This is a genomic window from Colwellia sp. SU-HH01217 (assembly GCF_057543495.1).
Genome location: NZ_BAAJLX010000012.1, coordinates 56,873 through 82,354 on the forward strand (window position 1 = coordinate 56,873; position 25,482 = coordinate 82,354).

Genomic DNA, 25,482 nt, shown 5'->3' on the forward strand with positions numbered 1-25,482 from the left:
CCTTAATGACTATTAAAGAGTAAGTATTCTTTTACTATTTGGAAAAATAGTAAGCTTAATATCGCTGGAAATACTATTAGAAATAGATACTTACTATAAAGCAGCGGCAACACAATACTTATTGCAATTAATAACCCATAAAGGATTATCCTCTTTTTATTCACCTTAGCGAAAGAAAAGGCAATAACAAAGTTACTAACAACACCAATATTTTTAATTCTCGATATGATGCAAGGCAAAATACCTATCACTAATGTTAAACAAGCAAAAAACCATGCAAGTAATAGATTAGTCCAGTAGAAGTGGCGACTAAAATCAGCTTTATCATGTGTATTAATATTAAAGGCTTTGGCTAAAAATGAACTTTGATCAACATATATACTATAAACTGCAATCGCATCCGTCATCCAAATTAGAAAACAAACAACTTGCACTACTACCACCAAGCCTAAATTGGCGACAAAAGCAGAAAAGTGAAACAGAGTTTTAGTCTCGTTTTGATTAAAAGCAAGCGGATGAAGTACTAGAGTAATTAATGGAATAAATAAAATAAACCCAGCACAAAAAGATACAAATATTGAACTTAACTCATAAGTTATTAAAGTTGCTCTGATAACCTCCGCAATAAAAAAAATCATTAAGGTAAATAAAAACAGCAAACCGTAACACATAATCTTAGTGTTAATTTTAGTATTTTTTTTCGCTTTGTCAGACACGTGTATTATCACCTCGTTTGATTTATGTTTTAGTTTACCTTTTTAAGTATAGCTAATATTGATGTACAACAATGTAACCTTAAAAAGCCAGTGATATGATCTTGTCATTTATTAATGCTATATACTTTCCTTGGCTTAAAACAATTTAAATTGTTAAGGCAATAAAATGAGCAATTATGCCGAATAATGCTAACAATAATACACTGGGTATTTTCCCTGTCAGTTGGGGTGAAAGTCGTGCGGGTAGAATTCCGGGCAATATCCCTATTTGGGTTGGAATACTCTCCGAGCTCACAGAGTTTGGCATATTCTTTGTTGCTTATTTTGTCGCAAAAATTTATCACCCAGAAGTATTCGCTGAAGGGCCAAAACAACTCAATACATTTATTGGCGTTACAAACACACTTGTTTTATTAACGAGCAGTTATTTTATGGCAAAAGCGGTGAACTACATTAAAGTTAATCAGCTAAAAATGTGCGAGCGATTTTTATGGTTAACTTTTATGTGTGCGTGTACTTATTTATGCTTGAAAACATGGGAATTTTACTGGAATAGCGACCATAGTATTCATACCAATACCAGTCAGTTTTTTACTGTTTATTATTATATGACTTTCAACCACTTCTTACATGTTGGTTGGGCGGCTTGTGCTATTTTATGGGTGATATTTCGGTTAAGAAATAGTGCATATAATGCTGAAGAACACTCAGGATTAGAAGCGCTTGCCGTTTATTGGCATATGATTGATTTGATGTGGATCCTTATTTTTCCATTATTGTATGTGTTGCGATAAGAGTGAATGATGAAAAGTAAATTAGTTAAGCTAAGCAAGCTGAATAAAATAAACAAGCTAGAGGCACTTTGGCTAATGTTGATTGCTATCACGCTATTTAATGCTAGCTTAGGTGAGAATATCAGTTCCACATTTATAGTGAGTATGATAATTGCGCTAACAACCATGTTTAAAGGCATGATGATCATTGATCATTTTATGGAGTTAAAACACGGTAATAAAATATTAAGATGGTTAATGCGAGGCTACTTTATTGTTTTTCCGATGTTAATTATTATCACGATCTTTTTATAAACATATGTTGATTTTAGCTTTATCAACCGAGCTTTTGATCATTATTGATGAATTTGAAAAGTTATCGAGTCTTTCAACCTGCTTGGCGTCGAGGTGGCGACGGCACAGAAAGGGGAACGACCGCTCCCCTTTCCAATCACCAGAGCGCCCTGCACAGCAAAACACTCAACTGAATTTAGGCAGAATGTTTATTCCTGCCGAAAATTGTCCCTTCAAACGACAGTCTACCTCATCTCGGTAACTGCTCCTGCGTTACTCTACTTCCTGCATCCATGCAGTCACGCTTCGATAAACATCACACTTTATCTAAATTCAGTTTCCATTGCTGAGAAGGATATAGCGTTTGTTGATCTCTATGTGTTTAAAAATAACATTCAAAACACTTTTTAACTTTTATACACAACAGATGAACCAGACACCAAGTCTGCTTCAATAAACGCCGGAATACTGATCAATATTCACGTATCACTAGCATGGATGCCAGTGAAAGCGGTGTAGTGCATGGATGCACGTTCAGCGCTGTTACGTCGAGAATATTGAATAGTATGTAGGAAGTACGTTTAATGCAGCAGCGCCGAGGCGACTGTATGGATGCGGGAGGTAGAGCAATGCAGGAGCAATTGCCGAGAGTCCAGAGGGAGGTCGGCAGCAGCCTCCCTTTGGGTGCAGTCGGCACTCCGACGCAAGACAATAAAATAAACTCCAAACCATAGATATATTTAAAGTATAAACTACAATCTTGTTTGGAGTTTCCAACCTGCTTGGCGTCGCGGTGGCGACGGCACAGAAAGGGGAACGACCGCTCCGCTCCCCTTTCCAATCCCCAGTGCCCCCTGCACAGTAAACACTCCAACTCAATTTAGGCGATAAGTCTATCCCTGCTGAAAATCGTCCCTTCACACAGCAGTCTGCGCCATCCATGGCTCCGATAGACTTACCACTTATCTAAATTAAGTTTACGTTACTGAGAAGGGATATAGCGTTTGTCGTTCTCGATGTGTTTAATAATGAAATTCAAACCACTTTTTAACTTTTATACACAACAGATGAACCAAACACCAAGCCTGCTTCATTAAACGCCGGAATGCTGATCAATATTCACGTATCACTGGCATGGATGCCAGTGAAAGCGCTGTAGTGCATGGATGCACGTTCAGCGCTGTTACGTCGAGAATATTGGACAGCATGGAGGAAACGCGTTTAGTGCAGCAGCGCCGAGAGAGTCCAGAGGGAGGTCGGCGGCAGCCTCCCTTTGGGTGTAGTCGGCACCCCGACGCTAAAAAGCCAAACAATTACCAAGCCAATAACATTCACATTGTATAGTCATCAACCTCTAATTTCCTTGTGTTCAACCCAATAAGCTACAACTGTCTATATTCTCAGTATTAACAAAAAAGCTGAATTATGACAATATCTTATAAATGAATATTTAAAATGTGTGAACTTACTAATGGAAGAAGTAAATAAGCTTGAGCTTCATTATTACTTTAATGATGAAAGTCATAATATCGATGCCATAACAAGGAACAAATGCGAAGCTGAGATATTAGCAATAATAAGTGAAGTTACACTATTACTTGATGTAGATGCAAAGCTTATATCAGAAATACCACTAGAAGGTGGATTTAGAGATATATGGAAAGCGATGGGTGATAATTCGCCACAACTTCAAGTAGTGTTAATGGCCGTTGGTCTGCTTACTACGTTCTACTTTACATTTGATCCTGAGGGCGATTCTAGAGCTAAAGAGTTAGAGCTATTACAAATCCAAGAACTAAAGATTAAACTGAAAGAAATGAAATCATCGACAGATGCGGAAGAAATAGCTCAAATTGCTGTCAAAAAAATAGCTAAAAACCTGAAGATTACAAAGCGTAAATCAAATTTCTATACTTATTTAAATAACGATCCAAAAATAGAAAGCATTAGTATTAACACTATTAATGGTAAAAACTTGCCGATCACTCGAGAACAAAAAATAGATAGAAGAACATTCAAAGAATTTATTTTAAACACAAACAAGTTAAGAGCAGAAGAAGATGATAATGCTCAAATTGAGCTTATATCTCCAGTATTAAAAGATGGTAATTATAAATGGAAAGGAATATATAAAGATCAAATCATAAGCTTTAATATGTATGATCAAAAATTTAAAGAATCTATATTTATCGACGGGCTAAACTTTCATGCGGGTACAAGTATAAATTGCCTCTTGAGAATTAACCGTGAAATTGATGAAGTGGGTGAAATAAAAATAAAAGGATACTCTGTAACAACTGTAATAGAAGTATTAGACGGTGAATCTCCCCATGAAACACCTCAAGGTAAAACTCATAGACACGCAAAATCTATGTACGATAAACAATCTGATTTATTTATATAAAAAAAAACCCGCTAAAGCGGGTTTTTATTAAGAAAAATTAGCTGTAAGCGTTAGCCTACCAACCCGTTTTCTCTTTAAGTGCAGCGCCAATTTCAGCTAAAGAACGAACTGTTTTAACACCAGCCGCTTCTAATGCTGCAAATTTCTCATCAGCCGTACCTTTACCACCAGCGATAATTGCGCCAGCATGACCCATACGCTTACCTTCTGGTGCAGTAACACCAGCAATGTAAGATACTACAGGTTTAGTAACGTTAGCTTTGATGTATTCCGCAGCTTCTTCTTCAGCAGTACCACCAATTTCACCAATCATTACGATTGCTTCAGTTTGAGGATCGTTTTGGAACATTTCTAAAACGTCGATGAAGTTAGTACCAGGGATAGGGTCACCACCAATACCTACACAAGTAGATTGGCCAAAACCTGCATCAGTTGTTTGTTTAACGGCTTCGTACGTAAGCGTACCAGAACGTGAAACAATACCTACTTTACCAGGTAAATGAATGTGACCAGGCATGATACCAATCTTAGTTTCACCAGGAGTAATAACACCTGGACAGTTAGGACCGATCATACGAACGCCAGATTCGTTAAGCTTAGCTTTAACGTCAACCATGTCTAAAGTTGGAATACCTTCAGTGATAGTAACGATTAGTTCGATACCAGCATCGATTGCTTCTAAAATAGCATCTTTACAGAAAGGAGCAGGAACGTAGATAACTGTTGCTGTTGCGCCAGTTGCTTCTACTGCATCACGTACTGTGTTGAATACTGGTAAACCAAGGTGCGTTTGACCGCCTTTACCTGGGCTTACGCCACCAACCATTTGTGTACCGTATTCAAGAGCTTGCTCTGAGTGGAATGTACCTTGACCACCAGTGAAACCTTGACAGATAACTTTAGTATCTTTATTAATTAATACAGACATTATTTGCCCTCCGCAGCTGCTACAACTTTAGTTGCTGCATCACTTAATGACTCAGCAGCAATGATGTCTAAGCCAGAATTTTTAAGAACTTCACGACCTAATTCAGCATTAGTACCCTCTAAACGTACTACAACAGGAACTTGAACGCCTACTTCTTTAACCGCGCCAATAATACCTTCTGCAATCATGTCACAACGAACGATGCCACCAAAGATGTTAACTAAAACAGCTTTAACGTTGTCGTCGCTAAGAATGATTTTAAATGCTTCAGAAACACGTTCTTTTGTCGCTCCGCCGCCAACATCTAGGAAGTTAGCTGGCTTGCCACCGTGCAAGTTAACAATATCCATAGTACCCATTGCTAGGCCTGCACCGTTAACCATACAACCAACGTTACCGTCTAAAGCTACGTAGTTTAATTCGTATCTTGCCGCATGCGCTTCACGCTCATCTTCTTGAGATGGATCGTGGAAATCACGCATTTTAGGTTGACGGTATAATGCATTACCATCGATACCAATTTTGCCATCTAAACAATGAAGGTTACCTTCGTCAGTAATAACTAACGGGTTGATTTCTAATAGGGCGAAATCGAAATCTTCAAACATTTTTGCAAGACCTAAAAAGATCTTAACAAATTGCTTCATTTGAGTCGGGTTTAAGTCTAATTTAAAGCCTAATTCACGAGCTTGGTAAGGTTGAGCACCAACAAGTGGGTCAATCTCTGCTTGATGAATTAATTCAGGAGTTTCTTCAGCAATTTTCTCAATGTCAACACCGCCTTCGGTAGATGCCATGAAAACAATACGTTGAGAAGCTCTGTCTACAACAGCGCCAAGATATAACTCGTTAGCAATGTCTGTGCAGCTTTCAACTAAAATTTTAGCAACTGGCTGACCATTTTCGTCTGTTTGATAAGTAACTAAGTTCTTACCTAACCAGTTTTGAGCGAAATCTTTGATTTCTTGCTTAGACTTAACTAGCTTAACACCGCCAGCTTTACCACGTCCGCCTGCGTGTACTTGAGTTTTAACAACCCACATATCGCCGCCAATTTTGTCAGCAGCTTCGGCAGCTTCTTGAGCGGTATCGCAAGCGAAACCTTCAGAAACTGGTAAACCATATTCAGCGAATAATTGTTTCGCTTGATACTCATGCAAATTCATGGTGTTTTATCCATTTATCTGTAAATGAAAGCCATCGTATTTTTGATTATTTATGCAATAAACAACAAAATTAACAAGGGCCAATGAAAAGTCGACAAATTATAGTACAAAAGCTCTAGTGACGGTAGTCAAAAGAGCTAATACTATAGTGTAAGTCGTTATACTTATATTTTAGATCAGCAATATTTATGCAATTAACTTAATGTTCTTTTAAACATCAAGTAATAAACGTGCTGGATCTTCTAACAACTCTTTAATCGTTACTAAGAAACCAACAGACTCTTTGCCGTCAATTAAGCGATGATCATAAGATAATGCTAAATACATCATAGGTAAGATTTCAACCTTACCATTTACTGCCATTGGACGATCTTGGATTTTATGCATACCCAAAATTGCCGCTTGCGGAAGATTAAGAATTGGTGTTGATAATAAAGAACCAAAAACACCACCATTGGTAATGGTAAAGTTTCCGCCTGTCATATCAGCAATTGAAAGTTTACCATCGCGGCCTTTAATCGCTAAATCACGAATGCCATTTTCTACACCAGCCATGCTTAATTGATCAGTATCTCTTAATACAGGTGTAACTAAACCACGTGGAGTAGAAACAGCAATCGAGATATCAAAGAAGTTATGGTAAACAAGATCATCACCATCAATTGAAGCATTTACAGCAGGAAAACGTTTTAAAGCTTCAGTAACGGCCTTAACGTAGAAAGACATAAAGCCTAAACGCGTGTCATGTGTTTTCTCGAAAATGTCTTTATACTGTTTACGCATATCCATTATCGGCTTCATGTTTACTTCGTTAAACGTCGTTAACATGGCAGTAGAGTTTTTCGCTTCTAATAAACGTGTTGCGATAGTTTTACGTAAACGCGTCATAGGAACACGTTTTTGACTGCGCTCGCCTAATGCTTCAGCCGGAGCTACAGGTGCAGGAGTTTTTGTTGCAGGAGCAGGTGAAGAGTTTTTATTTGCTAGTGCAGCTTCAACATCTTCTTTTGAAATGCGTCCACCTTTACCAGAGCCTTTAACATCAGCAGCTGATAAACCTTTTTCTGTCATTAAGCGACGCACTGAAGGGCTAGCAAGTTCATCACCGCTAATTGCGTCTTCTTGAGACGCAGCAGGTGCCGCTGAAGTACCGCCAGCATTAAGCTCACCAATTTTTTGATCGCCTAATACTGTATCACCTTCACCGTGGATAATCTTACCAATTACACCATTGTCTTGTGCAACAACTTCTAGCACGACTTTATCTGTTTCAATATCAACTAAGTTTTGATCAACAGAGACTGTGTCACCTTCAGCTACATGCCATGAGGCAACAGTAGCATCGGCAACAGACTCAGGTAAAACAGGTACAACAATATCAATTACTTTAGTTTCAGAAGATGATGCCTCTTGAGGAGCGCTTTCTTTCTTAGTTTCGCTAGCACCTGCACTTGCTTTATCGTCTAGTGTTGCAATAACTTGCTCACCTAGTACGGTAGCACCTTCTTCTTGGCTAATTTCAGTGATAACACCGTCAGATGTTGCTACCACTTCTAAAACCACTTTATCTGTTTCTATATCGACTAAGTTTTGATCACGGCTAACTTTATCGCCAACTTTTACATGCCAAGTAGCAACGGTTGCGTCTGCAACTGACTCTGGTAAAACTGGAACCTTAATTTCGGTTGTCATTTATTTATTCCTTACTCACAATCTTAAACGCTAGGCTTAATTAGTTAGCCTAGCTTAAACGTAGTTAATCAACACTTAGCGCTTCATTAACTAACGCTTGTTGTTCTTTAACATGAACTGACATATAACCTACAGCAGGTGCTGCAGAAGCTTTGCGGCCTGCATATGTCAAATTAGTACCTTCAGGGATTGCCGCTCTAAAATGATGCTGAGAGCAATACCAAGCACCTTGATTTTGCGGTTCTTCCTGACACCAAACAAATTGCTTCACATGTTGGAAGTCTACCAACGCCTCTTGAAGTTCTTTCTCTGGGAATGGATATAACTGCTCGATGCGAATGATAGCGATATTATTTTGCTCATTCTTGCGACGTTGCTCAAGTAATTCGTAGTAAACTTTACCACTACAAAATACAACACGATCAACCGCTTTTGCATCTAACTCGTCAATTTCACCAATCACACTTTTAAATTCACCCGTTGATAATTCTTCTAATGAAGAAACCGCTAAAGGATGACGTAATAATGATTTAGGCGACATAACAACAAGAGGACGACGCATTGGACGTACAACTTGTCTGCGTAGCATATTAAATACTTGCGCAGGCGTTGTTGGTACACACACTTGCATGTTGTGATCAGCACAAAGCTGTAAAAATCGCTCTAATCGAGCAGATGAATGTTCAGGGCCTTGACCTTCATAACCGTGAGGTAGCAACATAGTTAAACCACAAAGACGGCCCCACTTTTGCTCACCAGAACTAATAAATTGGTCAAAAACTACTTGTGCACAGTTAGCAAAATCACCAAATTGTGCTTCCCAAATAGTCAAACCTGACGGCTCTGCCGTTGTGTAACCATATTCAAAAGCGAGTACAGAAACTTCAGACAATACTGAGTCATGCACATTAAATGGACCTTGGCCTTCACGAATATGTTGTAATGGCAAGAACGTACTCGCGTCAGTTTGATTATGAATAACCGCATGACGATGGAAAAAAGTACCACGACCAGAATCTTGTCCGGTAATACGTACACGTTCGCCTCGGTCAACAATAGAAGCGTAAGCTAAGTTTTCAGCCATACCCCAATCAAGTAATTTTTCACCCGTAGCCATTTTTACGCGATCATCGTAAATCTTTTTAACGCGACTTTGAATAGGACTATTTTCTGGATAAACAGAAACTTTGTTCGCAAGCTCTTTCAGTTTTTCAACCGAAATTTCTTTATCGTAATCATCATCCCAGTTATGGCCTAAATATGGAGACCAGTCAACGGAATGCTCCGTCATTGGACGCCATTGTTTTACTGTACATTGGCCTTCATCAAGAAGTTTACGATAATAAGCTGTCAGTTCATCATTCTTCGCTTGAGTTAATGAACCTTCGTCAATTAATTGCTCTGCATATAGCTGGCGAGGTGTAGAATGCTTTTTAACCTTTTGGTACATCAAAGGTTGTGTTGCGTTTGGCTCATCCGCTTCGTTATGACCATGACGTCGATAACAAACAAGATCGATAACTACATCACGTTTAAATTTATTTCGGTAATCAAGCGCGATTTGTGTAACTAGAATCACTGCTTCAGGATCATCACCATTAACATGTAAAATAGGTGCCTGAACCATTTTAGCAATATCAGTACAATACTCACCACTGCGAGTGTCTTCTTGTCTAGATGTAGTAAAACCTACTTGATTATTAACCACAACTCGAATGGTACCGCCAACTTTAAAGGCATCTACTTGAGACATATTAAAGGTTTCTTGTACCACCCCTTGACCTGCAATAGCAGAGTCACCATGAATGGTAATAGGTAAAACTAGATCACCTAAGTCATCACCACGGCGGTCTAAACGGGCACGTACAGAACCGATAACCACAGGGTTAACAATCTCTAAATGAGATGGGTTAAAAGCTAACGCTAGATGAACATTGCCGCCTGGTGTAACAAAGTCAGATGAATACCCTTGATGGTATTTAACATCACCAGAACTTAAAATTTCATCATGTTTACCAGCGAACTCATCAAATAATTTTGATGGATTTTTCCCCATCACATTAACAAGTACATTTAAACGGCCACGATGAGCCATGCCGATAACAACTTCTTTACTGCCCTGAGTACCCGCACGAGTGATTAACTCTTTTAGCATAGGAACTAATGCATCTCCGCCTTCTAAAGAAAAGCGTTTAGCGCCAGGGAATTTTGCACCTAGGTATTTTTCTAATCCATCAGCAGCAATCAATCCATTAAGAAGTTCAATCTTTTCATCGCTAGATAGTTTAGCTTGAGACTGTACTGACTCTAATCGCTGTTGAAGCCAACGCTTTTCATCAGTATCTGTAATGTGCATATATTCAGCACCAATTGAGCCACAATAAGTCGCTTTTAGTGCTTTATAAATACTACCTAGATTCATTGAATCTTGCCCTACGGCAAATGAACCTACGTTATATTCTTTATCAAAATCGTTTTCAGAAAGATCATGGTGGGATAATTGCAAATCGCGAATTTTTTCACGTTGCCAAATGCCAAGGGGATCTAAATCTGCGTTTTGATGGCCTCTAAATCGAAAAGCATTAATTAATTGTAATACTTTGACTTGCTTAGCATCACTGCCACCTGAGGTGACAACATGTCTGTAAGGCTGCTTTGCAAGTGCTCTAAATTCATCACGTATAGCACTGTGATGATATTCAACTGAAGCACCTTCAATTTTAGGCAGTTGTTGAAATAATTCACGCCACTCTGTAGACACAGATTGCGCATTATCAAGATATGATTCGTACAATTCTTCAATATAAACGATGTTTGCACCGTTTAAATGGGAAGACTCTAGCCAAGCCTTCATTACACCTTCTGGCATCGCCTTGTTCCTTTGCTGGGTATAGCAAAAAAATAAATGTAACTTTAAAGCTAAGTATAAGGATACTTTGCTAAACAGTTACCCTCTAAAAAATAGATATACATGCTACATTTAGTTTTGTAGCTAAAATTGATAGCAAGACCATTTTAAGCAATGTTAATTGCTCTAATCAACCTTACTATCAATTTAATTTACCACTTTTGGTTATACAGATCGTGATAACAACATCGATTTAATATGACCAATAGCTTTGGTTGGGTTTAGTCCTTTAGGACAAACATCAACACAATTCATGATGCCATGACAGCGGAATACGCTGTAAGCATCTTGTAAACCATCTAAACGCTCTTCTGTTGCAGTATCACGAGTATCAATTAAAAAGCGATACGCATGTAATAAGCCTGCTGGACCAATAAATTTATCAGGGTTCCACCAGAAAGACGGACAAGATGTTGAACAACATGCACATAGAATACACTCGTATAAACCGTCTAATTTTTCACGGTCTTCAACTGATTGTAAATGTTCACGTGCAGGCTGGTCTTTACCATCATTAATCAAGTACGGCTTGATTTTTTCATATTGATTATAAAACTGAGTCATATCAATAATTAAATCACGCACTACAGGCAAACCTGGTAACGGGCGTAATACAATGGTTTTTGCTTTTAAATCAGACAATGGCGTAATACATGCTAAACCATTTTTACCATTCATGTTTAAACCATCAGAGCCACAAACTCCTTCACGACATGAACGACGGAACGATAAAGTAGAGTCTTGTTCTTTTAATAAGATCAAAGCATCTAATACCATCATGTCTGAACCTTCAGGAATCTCTAGTTCATAGTTTTTCATGTAAGGGGCATTATCAACATCTGGATTATAACGATAAATCGAAAATATTTGTTTCATCATAGTGCTCCTTAGTAAACACGAGCTTTCGGAGGGAAAGCGTCACGGTGAATAGGACTCATATTAACTGAGCGTTTAGCCATTTCTTCTGTTTCAGGCGTATATATAGAATGGCATAACCAATTCTCGTCATCTCGCTCTGTAAAATCTTGACGGGCATGTGCACCACGAGATTCAGTACGGAAGTTAGCTGCTTTAGCTGAACAAAAAGCTGTTTCCATTAGATTATCAAGCTCTAAACATTCAATACGCTGAGTATTAAATTCTGAAGACTTGTCATCCAATTTAGCATTTTGAAGGCGCTCACGAATTTCAGTTAACTCTTTCATACCTTGAGCCATAGCTTCACCTTCGCGGAATACCGAGAAGTTTAATTGCATACATTGCTGTAAATCTTTACGAATTTGAACAGGATCTTCACCAGTCGTTGACGATTCCCAACGATTAGTTCGTGCTAAAGAAGCTTCTAAATCAGACTCTGATGCTTCTTTACCAAATTCAGTATCGGCTAAGTATTCACCTAAGAATTTACCTGCTGCACGACCAAATACAACTAAATCAAGTAATGAGTTACCGCCTAAGCGGTTTGCACCATGTACTGATACACAAGCGATCTCGCCTACGGCAAATAAACCTTCAACGATACTTTCTGTTCCATCAGCTGCTACGTTAATTGCTTGGCCATTAACGTTACAAGGCACACCACCCATTTGGTAATGACAAGTAGGGATAACAGGGATAGGTTCTTCAGCTGGATCAACGTGCGCGAATGTCTTAGATAAATCACAAACACCCGGTAAACGTTTTTCTAACGTTTCACGACCTAAGTGATCAAGCTTAAGCTTAATATGAGGACCCCAAGGACCATCACAACCACGACCTTCACGAATCTCTGTCATCATTGAACGAGCAACAACATCACGACCCGCTAAATCTTTAGCATTAGGCGCATAACGTTCCATGAAACGTTCGCCGTCTTTGTTAAGTAAATAACCACCTTCACCACGACAACCTTCAGTTACAAGTACACCAGCACCTGCGATCCCCGTAGGGTGGAACTGCCACATTTCCATGTCTTGCATTTGAATGCCAGCACGAAGTGACATACCAACACCGTCACCGGTATTGATGTGCGCATTAGTTGTTGAGGCGAAAATACGACCTGCACCACCCGTAGCAAGTACAGTCGCACGTGCTTTGAAATAAACAACTTCACCGGTTTCAATACAAATAGCCGTAGTACCAACAACAGCACCATCGCTATTTTTAACTAAATCTAAAGCATACCACTCACTATAAACGTTGGTTTTATTCTTAACGTTTTGTTGATACAAACAATGAAGTAGTGCATGGCCTGTACGGTCAGCTGCAGCTGCAGTACGAGCGGCTTGTTCACCACCAAAGTTTTTAGATTGTCCACCAAATGGGCGTTGGTACACTTTACCGTTTTCAAAGCGAGAAAACGGTAATCCCATTTTTTCTAATTCAATAATAGATTCTGGGCCAGTTTTACACATATATTCAATAGCATCTTGGTCACCGATATAATCGCTGCCTTTAACCGTATCGTACATGTGCTGTTCCCAATGATCTTCATGAGCATTACCTAGCGCAACGGTGATACCACCTTGCGCAGATACTGTATGAGAACGAGTAGGGAAAACTTTAGAAATCAAGGCACAAGATTTGCCTGACTCAGAAATAGATAAGGCAGCGCGCATTCCCGCACCACCAGCGCCAATTACAATGGCGTCAAATTCACGAACTGGAACGTTGTTCACTTACACACCCCACACAGTAATAAAACCTGCAGCAAGATATGCTAACAAGGTAACAGAGAATAAAAATTGTAACGACCCACGTAAAAAAGTAGGTTTAATATAATCAGACAATACTTGCCAAACACCTATCCAAGCATGGACAACTAATGACAATAAAGCTAATAGTGTAAAAATTTTAACAGACATTTGTGCGAAGAAAGCTTGCCAAATATCAAACGTTACATTTGATGTGGTGATAAAAAAGCTGGCTAAAAATAAAGTATATAATACCAATATAATTGCACTAGCTCTTACTAGAATAAAATCGTGTACGCCATTACGGCCTACTGTTGCTACATTGCCTACCATAACCAAACTCCTACTACAGCAGAAATTACCAGCCAAAGTGCTATAACTAATTTAGCACTCGCATTACCAGAAGCTAACTCTTCAAAGTGACCTAAATCCATAAACAAGTGACGGACACCTGCTAATACATGGTAGGTCAATGCTGAAAGACAGCCAAAGATAATAAATTTAAAGAATAAACCATCAAGAAGTGCTTTGATTTGGTTAAATTCTTCAGCAGAAGAGAGAGATAACGAAAGGGTCCACAATAGAATTCCGATTGCAAAAACCATTATAACACCCGACACTCGGTGTAAAATAGAAGCTGTTGCAGCAGGGTGCATTTTAATTGTAGATAGATCTAGGTTTACAGGACGTTGTTTTTTCACAATTGTTGCCTAACAGAGCTCTAAGAGCCTTCAACTTTTATTATTGTTACTTATAAATTATTCACTCGTGACGCTATTATTTCTTAACGTTCATGGTAAATAATCCCCAAACGTACATAACCCGTTTTCTAAATAGCCGCTTTATCACGAGATTCAATAATAAAGACACGGTTGATAACAAAATCAAATGCATTACAAAAGAAAACACATTGGATTACGCAAAACGGTTATGAACTGCTAGATTATATAATTGATATGATGAAAATACAATTTTCGTTCCACACTAATAACTTGCGCTGCTTTTTTAACCACTAAGCAAAATATTGTTGATCTAAATCTAATAGACAAATATTTGGATTAGCTTTTTTACTCTAATTTGAAGTAGAATACCCGCAGATTTTTATTCATAAAAACTGATTATGTTTTCATTATTAATCGGCTAACAAATTGATAGGGGATAAAACATATGGCTGAATCTAAGGCCACGCTAAGTATCGACGGTAAAGTAATTACAGACTTACCTATTCTAAAAGGCACCGCTGGTTTCGATGTAATTGATATCAGAACATTAGGTAGCCATGGCTACTTTACCTACGACCCAGGCTTTATGGCTACGGCATCATGTGAGTCATCAATTACTTACATTGATGGTGGAAAAGGTGTACTACAACATAGAGGCTATGCCATTGATGATCTTGCTAAAAAAGCAGATTATTTAGAGGTTTGTTATCTACTACTTAACGGTAGTGCGCCAACAAAAGCTCAGTACGAAGACTTTAAAAAAATTATCACTAATCACACGATGGTTAATGAAAAAATCGCTAGCTTCTTCCATGGTTTCTTACCTGATGCTCACCCGATGGCTATGGTTTGTGCCGTTGTTGGCGCATTGTCATCTTTCTATCACAGTGATTTAGATATTGATGATGCAGAACAGCGTATGCGTAGTGCTCATCGCTTAATTGCTAAGATGCCTACTATTGCTGCGATGGCTTATAAATACAGCATTGGACAACCATTCGTTTACCCAAGCAACAAATTAAGCTATGCAGAAAACTTCCTTCATATGATGTTCTCTGTACCTGCTGAAGAGTATAATGTTAGCCCTACTATTGCTAACGCTATGGATAGAATTTTTACCCTTCACGCGGATCACGAGCAAAACGCATCAACGTCAACTGTACGTCTTGCTGGTTCTTCTGGCGCTAACCCATACGCATGTATAGCAGCGGGTGTAGCTTCTTTATGGGGACCTGCTCATGGTGGTGCTAATGAAGCATGTTTAACTATGCTAGAAGAGATTGGCTCGCTTGATCGTGTTGATGAATTCGTTGCTAGAGCAAAAGATAAGAATGATTCTTTCCGTCTTATGGGCTTTGGGCACCGTGTTTATAAAAACTTTGACCCACGCGCTACTGTAATGCGTGAAACCTGTCATGAAGTTTTAAAAGAGCTAGGCGTTACTGATCCTTTATTAGACGTAGCAATGGCTTTAGAAAAAGTTGCATTAGAAGACCCATACTTTATTGAAAAGAAACTTTACCCTAACGTAGATTTCTACTCAGGTATCATCTTAAAAGCTATTGGTATCCCAACCAGTATGTTTACAGTAATTTTTGCAATGTCACGTACTGTCGGCTGGATTTCACACTGGGATGAAATGTTAAGCCAACCGGGACAAAAAATTGGTCGTCCTCGTCAAAAGTACACCGGTGAAATTAACCGTGAATTTACGCCATTAAAAGATAAATAATTTTTTATATTTAGCTTAATTCATAGTTAAAAAAGACAGCAAAAAGCTGTCTTTTTTTATCCCTACCCCATTAAAATATACTTTATACATTATATTAGGATGGATTTTTATTCACTTTTGCCCTGTATTTTTATTATTAAGCTAGCAATAAAATTAAAATAATCCCAAAAAACACATGCTTTTTATTTATTATAAATATAACAACTATTCACAAACTAAATATTAATCACCATATATTAATTAAATATTTACAAAAAAATAACTTTATTATGTGAATTTTTCTCTATAATTTTTAGGGGTCAGACCAGTAAAGCGCTTAAATAACTGTCTAAAACTACCAATATCTTCATATCCCACCGACCAAATTATATTGTTTATCGGTTCAGTGGTTTTTTCTAGCTGATTTTTTGCTTGTTCAATACGCACTCTTTGTAAATAATTAATCGGATTTTCGTCTGTTGCTTGCTTAAATCTTCTTTTAAAAGTGCGAGATCCTAAGCCTACTTTCTCAGCCAATGCTTCTAAAGAAATATCATTCTTATAGTGTCTCTCTAACCAGTCTTGAGCTTTTAATATCGCTTGATCATCATGGTTTTTTTGAGTGGTAAAAGTGATGTAAGGAGACTGTTTTTGTCTAACGGGATCAAAAACCAATAATTTAGCGCAATCTGAAGCTATATCTTTACCTGCAATTTTATCGATTAGATATAGCGAAAGATCAATATAAGACATTGAGCCTCCCGAACAAATAATATCTTTATTATCAATAATTAACTGGTCACAATCTAACTTAACAAAAGGAAATAATCGCCTAAACAGCTCAGCGCTACGCCAATGCGTCGTTGCTGTTTTCCCGTTTAATAAACCTGCAGACGCTAAAAGAAAACTTCCTGTACAAAAACTCGTAATCAAAGTTCCCGCTTTATAACAATCTCTTAACCATTTTTCGATATCAGATAATTGGTTTACTTTTATACTATCGCCACAACAATCTATAACCATAGTCACGGAGGCAGAGACGATAATGACATCAGGACATTGTTGAAAATCAATTGCTTGGGTTGGAGCAACTTGGATACCGTTATAACCGGTAACGGGCTTACGGTCTATTGTCACAATTTGGCAATCAATAGAATTCTTTTCATTTGTGCCATACCTTTGTTCTTGGCAGTAGTTTGCGGCATAGAAAACATCTAACACACCATAAATACTAGAAACCATGCAATCACTAGTCGCTAAAACAGCTACTTTCATACATTTAACTCCTCACAATAAAATGTCACTTTTACCATTAATTGTGTCAAATATGCCACCTTATTTATTACCTAGCAAGCGTTATTATGACTACAATAAAAAGGAGCGCAATCATGAAAAACATTTTAATTATTTCTAAACTCATCCATAAAATCAGCATACTTGTTTTGTTAATATCGATCGCTGTTATTCCACTGATGATCGAGGTCGACTTAACGGTGATGTTTGTTTTACTACCTCTTGTTCTAGTTATTAGTTTTTCAACATCATTAATGATTGAACACCAACTCATCAAATTAACGTCAAGTTTAGCGAAGAAGCATAAGCAAAAACCGATCAATAATAGCAAGTGCGTCATTAAAAAAGGCTTTCATTGTTTGCATAACTGTTTACATAGCTAAGGATAATCTAGGTATAATACGACTAATTTATTAGATTAGTTAGTTGTTACTCATGTCAGATTACTCTTTAAGGTTTGGTGGAATTGCGCGTCTTTACGGTGTTAAAGGTGCGCAAGTTTTAAAAAATGCACATTTTTGTGTAGTCGGTATAGGCGGTGTAGGTTCGTGGGTCGCTGAAGCTTTAGCCCGAAATGGTATAGGCAATATCACCTTAATTGATCTCGATGATATTTGTACTACCAATATAAATCGTCAAATTCATGCGTTAACATCGACTATCGGCAAAGATAAAGTCGACGTCATGGCACAGCGCATTCAAGATATTAATCCTGAATGCGTCATTCATAAAGTTGATGATTTTGTTACGGAAGACAATTTAGTTGAGTTAATGTCGTCTAACTTCGATTACGTAATTGATGCAATCGACTCTGTGAATATAAAAACGAAAATTATTGCTCATTGTAAACGAAACAAGCAACCAATTATTACTATAGGTGGCGCCGGTGGTCAGATTGACCCTAGCAAGATTCAAATTACGGATTTAAGTAAAACCTATCAAGATCCACTATTAGCGAAAGTTAAAAACCAATTGCGACGTGAACATAACTTTCCCAGAGATACGGAAAAAAAGCAAAGTAAACGAAAATTCTCCATTGAGGCAGTATTTTCAACAGAGCAGCTTATTTATCCTGATCTTGAAGGGGGCGTTTGCTATGCCAAGCAGTCACAAGAAGGTGCTATGCGTTTAGATTGCAGCGGTGGTTTTGGTGCGGCTACTCATGTAACGGCAAGTTTTGCTTTTTTCGCGGTTGGCCGAGCTATTGAAAAACTTTTGACAAAAAAATTAAAAGCTTAAGCATATTTACTCATTAAGCCTTAAAAGCCATCGTTTTAATTTTTTCAACGATGGCTTTTACACCATTCCCGCGTGAAGGACTTAAATGCTGCATTAAACCCAACTTATTAAAGTAACTATCTAAATCAAATTGTTGAATTTGCTGACTTTGCTTGTTTTCATATGCAGCTAATATAATAACTAACAAACCTCTTATCACCTTCGCATCACTGTATGCTTGAAATGAATAACGTCCTTGCTCATTTTTAGAACAACTTAGCCAAGCTAAGCTCTCACATCCCTTTATCAATGTTTGCTCATTTCTTTGATTTTCTGGCATAGCATTAAGATTTTTACTTAATAGCATTATTTGTCGGTGTCGAGAGTCCCAACCTTTTACTTGGCTAAATAAGTCTATAATCGACTGTGTTTCATCAACTAAATATACATTATTCGAAGTTTGAACAAGCTGAGGATTGCCTGACTTTTCAGAATTATCTGCCGTTAACTTAACAGAGTCTTTCGCTAAAATGCTCTTTAATTGTTCAATAAAGTAATCAATTTCTTTAATGGTATTATAAGGTGCAAGTGATACTCGCAAACAACCTGTTATGGATAAATATTCCATTAATGGCATTGCACAATGGTGACCCGTTCGAACAGCAATACCCACGCTATCTAATGCTGTAGCAACATCATGGTTATGATGGTTTACTAAAATAAATGAAACTACTGGGATATCTGGTTTGCCTTTAACAATAAATTTAACTTCACTCACTTCAGATAACTGAGTCATTAAATAGTCAATTAACATAGCTTCATGCTTAATTAACAGGTTATTAAAATTAACATTAAGAAATTCAACCGCTTTAGCGAAGGCAATCACACCAGCAATATTAGGAGTCCCAGCTTCAAATTTAAACGGTAATTGATTAAAGCGCGTACCTGACTCAAAACTTACTTGACTGATCATCTCTCCACCGGCTTGATAAGGTGGCATTTTATCGAGTAAATCCTCTTTGCCATATAAAACTCCCACGCCAGTAGGACCATACATTTTATGTGCAGAGTAGACATAAAAATCGCAACCCAGGGATTGAACATCTACAGGTAAATGCGCAATGGCTTGAGCACCATCAATTAGGGTAATTGCGCCAACTAATTTTGCTTGTGCAATGATTTCGTTAACGGGATTAATGCGACCCAATACATTAGAGATATGAGCAAAACTGACTATCTTAGTACGTTCATTTATTACTTGGGATAATTGCGAAACCTCTATGCGCCCAGTATCATCCAAGGGTAATACTTTAATAATAGCCCCTGTTTGCTGAGCAACCAATTGCCAAGGTACAATGTTAGCGTGATGTTCACTTTGACTGAGTACAATTTCATCCCCTGCTTGTAACGTCGTCCTTCCATAGCTCTGTGCAACAAGGTTTATACTTTCAGTTGTTCCTTTCGTCCAAATAATTTCATGTAACTTGTTAGCATTAATTAACTGTTGAGCCAATTGCCTAGCTTGCTCAAAATCAGCAGTCGCTTTAGCGCTAAGGTAATGTGAGGAGCGATGAACATTTGCATTATTTTGGCTATAAAATTGATTATAACTATCAATAACCGTTTGCGGTTTTTGGGTAGTAGCGCCATTGTCAAAATACACTAAAGGAAGTTTTTTCTCTCCGGCTTCATCCAAGGTAATACTTAATAGTGGGAAGTATTGACGAAAAACTAACGGTTCAAATAAATTCATGTTAAGTAACTGACATAAAAGCATAATAAAATTGTCTTAATTATACCTTATTCTCACGGTATAAATTAATTAATAAATTCTTATTTTTCTCTACGTAATAACAAGAGTTTTTAGTCAAAATACGCTATAACTAGTGAGTGAATAAAATTAAATGGAGGTAATATGGCTCTTTATTCATGGTTCAATCAAAATAGAGCGACTCGTAGAACATCGAACGAAGATGAGTTATCTCATATAGAGTATTCAGAGCATAACGTATCAAGTCGATTTAATTCTGCATGGCCCGTAGCTAGCAACGAAAAAAAACAAAGTTCAAATACTATTGTTCAAACTAAAATACCCATCGCATTAAAGTGAAGGGACTAAGAACCAAGTTTCATCAATAGACTTACCAATAATGCTAGAATTGACCACGTAACACTTTTGCTTTTCTAGCATTATTATTCTCTAGTTCTGCTGCCTTTAATAACCAGTATTTCCCTTCAAGTAACTGATCTTTTCTTATCAAAGCCATTGCAAGGTTGTAATGAAAACTGGGCATTAAAAATGCGTCAGGTTTTTGTGATAAAAAATTAAGATATTCTTTAGGAAAATCGACTTCATAATATAAAAGCTGTGTACGTTGTTTTAAAGGTTTAAAAGCCGCTATTTCTCCATTATCACAAGTGCTCGCACTAAAAACGCCAAGGTATTTCTCAAAGTTATTAGGTGTTCCTAACAACCACAATGATTCACTTACATCATCTTTTTTATTTTGATTATTAATATCGTTAGTCTTAGTTAAAATAGGTGTCGATGCTTTTATATCACTCCCCCAAGGTATCTGAGCTAATATTTTCGAACGAATTTCCGCCCTGTCACCTTGGTATACCTTTTTTAGAACAGCTATATTATGAGATAACAGAGATGCTTGTTCTTTTTGACAAGTCGCATGCTTTTTCGGTAGCGGGTATTCGTCAATAAATCCGAGTAAATGGCTAATTTCATGAGCAAGTATATTAAGATCATCTTTGCGATCAATATAAAGCATCCCAAGATGCACATTAGCACCACCAAATGGATGCATAACCGCAAGATAGCGGCTATTAATATCTTTAGCATATAAACGCCACACACTTTCATCACATTGAATAGCCGACTTACTGTTATGTGAACAATTAAGTTTATTAACCGATATGTAGCGCGGAGACTCTAAACAAATATAACGGCTGATAGGCAGTTGTTCATACTGTTGTTTAAGGTGGGATATTTTTTCTAAATCGGCCAAAGAGGTAGCAAAAAATTGCAAACTATTTGAACACGACTGAGTGCTAGACATTTCAGTATTTATTAATGCTGTTGTATCTAAATAATTGAACTGGCTTAATGATAAATTAATAGGAAATATTTGGTAATGAGCAATTTTTGCTAATAATTTTTGACCAGAGCGCAGTTTAGAAAGTTTATTAATATATTGTTCAATAGCCTTTTCATCACCTAAGGCAATAGCAACCTTTAAGGCTAATAAGATAAAATCTGTCGACATATTTGGGCGATTTACCAGTAACTCTTGCGCTTTTGCTAACCGATTTGTTTCAACATAGTATTGTGCCAACTCCATAACCGCAGGTTGATAGCCTAATTTTATTGCATGGCGATACCAATAAAGTCCCTTTTGCGTTTCTTTACTTTTCAAATAAAATTTTGCAAGGCTAACACTCATCCCACCATCTTTTTTGGCAATTTTTTGCGCATACTTTAACCAAATAAAACTCCCCTGCTCCGTTCTTTTAAGTTTTTCATGATAAGCCGAGATAAGATTTACACTTAACGCATAATCAAGTTCATTATCTGAAATAGTATTATTGTCTATCTTATCAGTTAAATTTTGCGGTAAAAAAAATGAGCCTGACGATAGTAAAATCGATAGACTCATTAATATAAATAACTTAATTGCCATAAATGTAAACTATGGCTCTACACGGCCTTTAATTGCATCGCGCATTAAATCAAGCTCCAACTTGGCATATCTGTGCTCAACAAATTCATAAACATTCGTACTCAACGCTAACTTAAAAAAGTTGGCGGCTACGCTTGGTTTACCATGCAATTGGTTATATTTACCTAAATAAAAGTATGCCTCACATAACCTATCGGTAAGCTCTTTATTTGACTTAACATTATCGGTTAGATGATGAATAAACTCGCCTTGACTGATATCGCCCAAATACAGCTTAATGACTTGCTTTGCCCAAGTGTTGTCGTGGACATTGTTAACACGCTCTTTTAACGCATTATCCGCCGCTTCACGATCAACATTATATTCTGCTAAATAAAGCCAAAGTACTCGGTAAGGATCATCTTTTTGTTGGCGATGAAAATTAGTAAAGTCGTCTAACGCTAATTCGGGGCGTCCGCCGTAATACAGCGCAATGCCTCTATTTAAATATGCGTATTCATGATCAGGGGCTAAATCGATTGCAGAATCGAATGCATCATAAGCCTGCATAAACTCTTGCATTTGCGTGTAATGAATACCAATAAAGTTATACGCATTTACTAAATCAGGTTTTAAGCGAAGTCCGCGATTAAAATCAAGTCGCGCTAAAGAGCGTAAACCAACGCTATCGTAAATAACGCCACGATCATAATACAGTTGTGCTCTTTGTTCATCGGTAACTTCTGCGCGCAGAATTACTTCAGACAAACGAGCAATAGCGATCTCACTTTTGTAGCTAACTTGTAACGGCTCGGCAATGACTAACTGACTCATTGCTGCTGAGTCACCAGACGCTTTATTAATAGAAGAACACCCTTGTGCGAATAACACAACGCTTAGCGTAATAATGGGTGAAACAAGTTTAAAGAGTGAACTCACCAAAACACCTTAGATTTAATATTGATATTGGTTTGGCAGTATATAAAAAAAGGAGCCTATTGGCTCCCTTTTATTTCAGATAACGATTATCAAATTGTTACCTATTATGAATTACTCTATATCAGAATAAATTTACTCTGAAGCTTCAGGAGCAGCTGATTCAGCAGGCTTTTCCATTGCTTCTTTAATACTTAAACGTACACGGCCTTGACGATCAACTTCTAGTACCTTAACTTTCACTTCTTGACCTTCTTTAAGTACGTCGCTAACGTTGTTAACACGCTCTTCTGAAATTTGTGAAATATGTACTAAACCATCTTTACCAGGCAATACATTAACGAAAGCACCAAAATCAACGATACGTACAACTTTACCTGTATAAAGCGTACCTACTTCAATTTCAGCTGTTAAAGATTTAATGCGGTTAATGGCATCTTCAGCTTGTTCGCCATTAGTTGCGGCAATTTTAACAGTACCATCGTCATCAATTTCGATAGTTGTACCTGTTTCTTCAGTAAGTTGACGAATTGTTGCGCCGCCCTTACCAATGATGTCACGAATTTTATCTTGGCTTACTTTAATCGTATGAATACGCGGTGCAAATTGTGATATTTCTTCACGGTGCCCACTTATTGCTTCATCCATTACTGATAAAATATGAGTACGAGCTGCTTTTGCTTGGTTTAAAGCAATTTGCATGATTTCTTGCGTGATACCTTCAATTTTAATGTCCATTTGAAGTGCAGTAATACCACCTGTAGTACCCGCTACTTTAAAGTCCATATCACCTAAGTGATCTTCATCACCTAAAATGTCAGAAAGAACAACGAATTTTTCGCCTTCTTTTACTAGACCCATCGCGATACCAGCAACTGAAGCTTTAATTGGTACACCAGCATCCATTAATGCTAAAGAAGCACCACATACAGAAGCCATTGAAGAAGAACCATTTGATTCAGTGATTTCCGATACTACACGTACAGCATAAGGAAATTCTTCGATAGTTGGCATAACAGCTAACATACCACGTTTTGCTAAACGGCCATGGCCGATTTCACGACGCTTAGGACTACCAACAAAACCAGTTTCACCTACACAGTATGGAGGGAAGTTGTAATGAAGCATAAATGCATCAGTTTTCTCGCCCATGATTGTATCAAGACGTTGTGCATCACGTTGAGTACCTAAAGTAGCAGTAACAAGTGATTGGGTTTCGCCACGCGTAAATACCGCACTACCGTGAGTTCTTGGTAATACGCCTGTCATTACGTCTAGCGCACGAATCATCTCAGGATCACGACCATCAATACGTGGTGAACCTTGAGTAATACGGCCACGAACAACAGTTTTTTCTAAGTCATGGAATAAATCTTTAGCATCTTGAACGTTAAGCTCTTCGTCTTCAGCAAGCAAAGATTCAACAACAGAATTACGAATTTCAGCAATTTTTTCATAACGAACTGCTTTTTCTGTAATTTGGTAAGCTTCGTTTACTTGACCTTCTGAAAGCTCTGCAATTTTTGCAATTAATTCAGCATTTTTAACTGGTGCAACCCAATCCCATTTAGGATTGTTGACTTCAGTCGCCATTTCAGTAATTGCTGTAATAGCGCCTTGCATTTGATCATGACCAAACATTACCGCGCCAAGCATTACTTCTTCAGATAATACATCAGCTTCTGACTCAACCATTAATACTGCTGAATCTGTACCTGAAACAACTAAATCTAGTTGAGACGTTTCTAACTCTGATTGCAGAGGGTTAAGAATATATTGGCCATCAGTATAACCAACACGCGCTGCACCAACAGGTCCACTAAATGGCATACCTGAAATTGCAAGTGCTGCTGACGTACCGATTAACGAGATAATGTCAGGTGAAATCTCAGGGTTAACTGAAACAACAGTAATAATTACTTGTACTTCGTTAGTAAACCCTTCAGGGAATAACGGACGAATTGGACGGTCAATTAAACGTGCGATTAATGTTTCTTCTTCAGAAGGACGACCTTCACGTTTGAAGAAACTACCTGGAATTTTACCAGCAGCGTAAGTACGCTCTTGATAGTTAACTGTTAATGGGAAGAAATCTTGCCCTGGCTTAGCTTCTTTTTTACCAACCACTGACACTAATACTGACGTGTCGTCCATGCTTGCCATAACAGCACAGGTTGCTTGACGAGCAATAGTGCCCGTTTCTAACGTTACGGTATGCTTACCGAATTGAAATTTCTTAGTAACTGGATTGAACATAAAGTGTCCTTTATCTTTTTAAGTATTATTTATTAATTTTAATCAATCTGTACAATTATTTATTCACTCTCGATTTCTAAATGAAAACCTTATAAATCAAAGGCGAGTTGAACAAAAAATTA

At 37.6% G+C, this 25,482-nt stretch carries 21 protein-coding genes; 7 read left to right on the forward strand and 14 right to left on the reverse strand.

What is annotated here, in order from left to right; translation table 11 throughout:
* Positions 1-2: 2 nt before the first annotated feature.
* Positions 3-638 (reverse strand): hypothetical protein, encoded by a 636-nt coding sequence (locus tag AC27G3_RS13990; protein ID WP_487122555.1) that lies wholly within the window; start codon positions 636-638, stop codon positions 3-5.
* Positions 639-892: 254 nt separating this feature from the next.
* Here AC27G3_RS13990 and AC27G3_RS13995 point away from each other — a divergent pair, with 254 nt between their 5' ends.
* From AC27G3_RS13995 to AC27G3_RS14005, 3 genes are all read left to right on the forward strand, one after another.
* A complete protein-coding gene (locus tag AC27G3_RS13995) occupies positions 893-1,510 on the forward strand; it encodes a cytochrome c oxidase subunit 3 family protein (protein WP_487122557.1) in 618 nt (205 codons plus the stop codon).
* Positions 1,511-1,519: 9 nt separating this feature from the next.
* Positions 1,520-1,804, forward strand: a complete 285-nt coding sequence (locus tag AC27G3_RS14000; protein ID WP_487122559.1) for a cytochrome C oxidase subunit IV family protein — start codon at positions 1,520-1,522, stop codon at positions 1,802-1,804.
* Positions 1,805-3,254: 1,450 nt separating this feature from the next.
* The gene (locus AC27G3_RS14005) at positions 3,255-4,187 is read left to right on the forward strand and encodes a hypothetical protein (protein ID WP_487122561.1); all 933 of its coding nucleotides are present in this window, start codon (positions 3,255-3,257) and stop codon (positions 4,185-4,187) included.
* 55 nt (positions 4,188-4,242) lie between these two features.
* On the opposite strand, the gene sucD is transcribed toward AC27G3_RS14005, so the two are convergent.
* The 8 genes from sucD to sdhC form a co-directional block, all read right to left on the reverse strand.
* Complete coding sequence (sucD, locus tag AC27G3_RS14010) at positions 4,243-5,115, reverse strand: succinate--CoA ligase subunit alpha (protein ID WP_487122563.1); 873 nt, start codon at positions 5,113-5,115, stop codon at positions 4,243-4,245.
* A complete protein-coding gene (gene sucC, locus AC27G3_RS14015) occupies positions 5,115-6,281 on the reverse strand; it encodes an ADP-forming succinate--CoA ligase subunit beta (RefSeq protein WP_487122565.1) in 1,167 nt (388 codons plus the stop codon). The genes sucD and sucC overlap by 1 nt, the downstream gene beginning before the upstream one ends.
* Positions 6,282-6,491: 210 nt before the next feature.
* Complete coding sequence (odhB, locus tag AC27G3_RS14020; protein WP_487122567.1) at positions 6,492-7,973, reverse strand: 2-oxoglutarate dehydrogenase complex dihydrolipoyllysine-residue succinyltransferase; 1,482 nt, start codon at positions 7,971-7,973, stop codon at positions 6,492-6,494.
* 64 nt (positions 7,974-8,037) lie between these two features.
* Positions 8,038-10,842 (reverse strand): 2-oxoglutarate dehydrogenase E1 component, encoded by a 2,805-nt coding sequence (gene sucA / locus AC27G3_RS14025; RefSeq protein WP_487122569.1) that lies wholly within the window; start codon positions 10,840-10,842, stop codon positions 8,038-8,040.
* Between the two features lie 204 nt (positions 10,843-11,046).
* Positions 11,047-11,757, reverse strand: a complete 711-nt coding sequence (locus tag AC27G3_RS14030) for a succinate dehydrogenase iron-sulfur subunit (protein ID WP_487122681.1) — start codon at positions 11,755-11,757, stop codon at positions 11,047-11,049.
* Between the two features lie 11 nt (positions 11,758-11,768).
* On the reverse strand, positions 11,769-13,538 hold the full coding sequence (gene sdhA / locus AC27G3_RS14035) for a succinate dehydrogenase flavoprotein subunit (protein ID WP_487122571.1): 1,770 nt from the start codon (positions 13,536-13,538) through the stop codon (positions 11,769-11,771).
* A complete protein-coding gene (sdhD, locus tag AC27G3_RS14040; protein ID WP_487122573.1) occupies positions 13,539-13,886 on the reverse strand; it encodes a succinate dehydrogenase, hydrophobic membrane anchor protein in 348 nt (115 codons plus the stop codon).
* Complete coding sequence (gene sdhC, locus AC27G3_RS14045) at positions 13,880-14,254, reverse strand: succinate dehydrogenase, cytochrome b556 subunit (protein WP_487122574.1); 375 nt, start codon at positions 14,252-14,254, stop codon at positions 13,880-13,882. Before sdhC ends, sdhD begins: the two co-directional genes overlap by 7 nt.
* A 466-nt stretch (positions 14,255-14,720) precedes the next feature.
* Here sdhC and AC27G3_RS14050 point away from each other — a divergent pair, with 466 nt between their 5' ends.
* Positions 14,721-16,007 (forward strand): citrate synthase, encoded by a 1,287-nt coding sequence (locus tag AC27G3_RS14050; protein ID WP_487122575.1) that lies wholly within the window; start codon positions 14,721-14,723, stop codon positions 16,005-16,007.
* A 267-nt stretch (positions 16,008-16,274) separates the two neighbouring features.
* Here AC27G3_RS14050 and AC27G3_RS14055 read toward each other — a convergent pair whose 3' ends face one another.
* A complete protein-coding gene (locus AC27G3_RS14055; protein ID WP_487122577.1) occupies positions 16,275-17,261 on the reverse strand; it encodes a GlxA family transcriptional regulator in 987 nt (328 codons plus the stop codon).
* A gap of 113 nt (positions 17,262-17,374) precedes the next feature.
* Between AC27G3_RS14055 and AC27G3_RS14060 the strand changes: the two genes are divergently transcribed.
* The gene (locus AC27G3_RS14060) at positions 17,375-17,662 is read left to right on the forward strand and encodes a hypothetical protein (RefSeq protein ID WP_487122578.1); all 288 of its coding nucleotides are present in this window, start codon (positions 17,375-17,377) and stop codon (positions 17,660-17,662) included.
* 52 nt (positions 17,663-17,714) lie between these two features.
* Positions 17,715-18,518 carry a tRNA cyclic N6-threonylcarbamoyladenosine(37) synthase TcdA gene (tcdA, locus tag AC27G3_RS14065; RefSeq protein ID WP_487122580.1) on the forward strand — a complete coding sequence of 268 codons (804 nt, stop codon included), beginning with the start codon at positions 17,715-17,717 and terminating at the stop codon, positions 18,516-18,518.
* A 13-nt stretch (positions 18,519-18,531) separates the two neighbouring features.
* Here tcdA and AC27G3_RS14070 read toward each other — a convergent pair whose 3' ends face one another.
* Positions 18,532-20,250, reverse strand: coding sequence for a SufS family cysteine desulfurase (locus AC27G3_RS14070; RefSeq protein ID WP_487122582.1), 1,719 nt, complete (start codon positions 20,248-20,250; stop codon positions 18,532-18,534).
* 162 nt (positions 20,251-20,412) lie between these two features.
* Between AC27G3_RS14070 and AC27G3_RS14075 the strand changes: the two genes are divergently transcribed.
* On the forward strand, positions 20,413-20,607 hold the full coding sequence (locus tag AC27G3_RS14075) for a hypothetical protein (protein ID WP_487122584.1): 195 nt from the start codon (positions 20,413-20,415) through the stop codon (positions 20,605-20,607).
* 43 nt (positions 20,608-20,650) lie between these two features.
* On the opposite strand, the gene AC27G3_RS14080 is transcribed toward AC27G3_RS14075, so the two are convergent.
* The 3 genes from AC27G3_RS14080 to pnp all read right to left on the reverse strand — a co-directional run bounded on the left by AC27G3_RS14080 (position 20,651) and on the right by pnp (position 25,360).
* Positions 20,651-22,165: a tetratricopeptide repeat protein gene (locus AC27G3_RS14080; RefSeq protein ID WP_487122586.1), complete on the reverse strand. Its 1,515-nt coding sequence runs from the start codon at positions 22,163-22,165 to the stop codon at positions 20,651-20,653.
* Between the two features lie 33 nt (positions 22,166-22,198).
* Complete coding sequence (gene nlpI, locus AC27G3_RS14085; protein WP_487122588.1) at positions 22,199-23,107, reverse strand: lipoprotein NlpI; 909 nt, start codon at positions 23,105-23,107, stop codon at positions 22,199-22,201.
* Between the two features lie 132 nt (positions 23,108-23,239).
* Positions 23,240-25,360: a polyribonucleotide nucleotidyltransferase gene (gene pnp, locus AC27G3_RS14090; RefSeq protein ID WP_487122590.1), complete on the reverse strand. Its 2,121-nt coding sequence runs from the start codon at positions 25,358-25,360 to the stop codon at positions 23,240-23,242.
* Positions 25,361-25,482 lie beyond the last annotated feature (122 nt).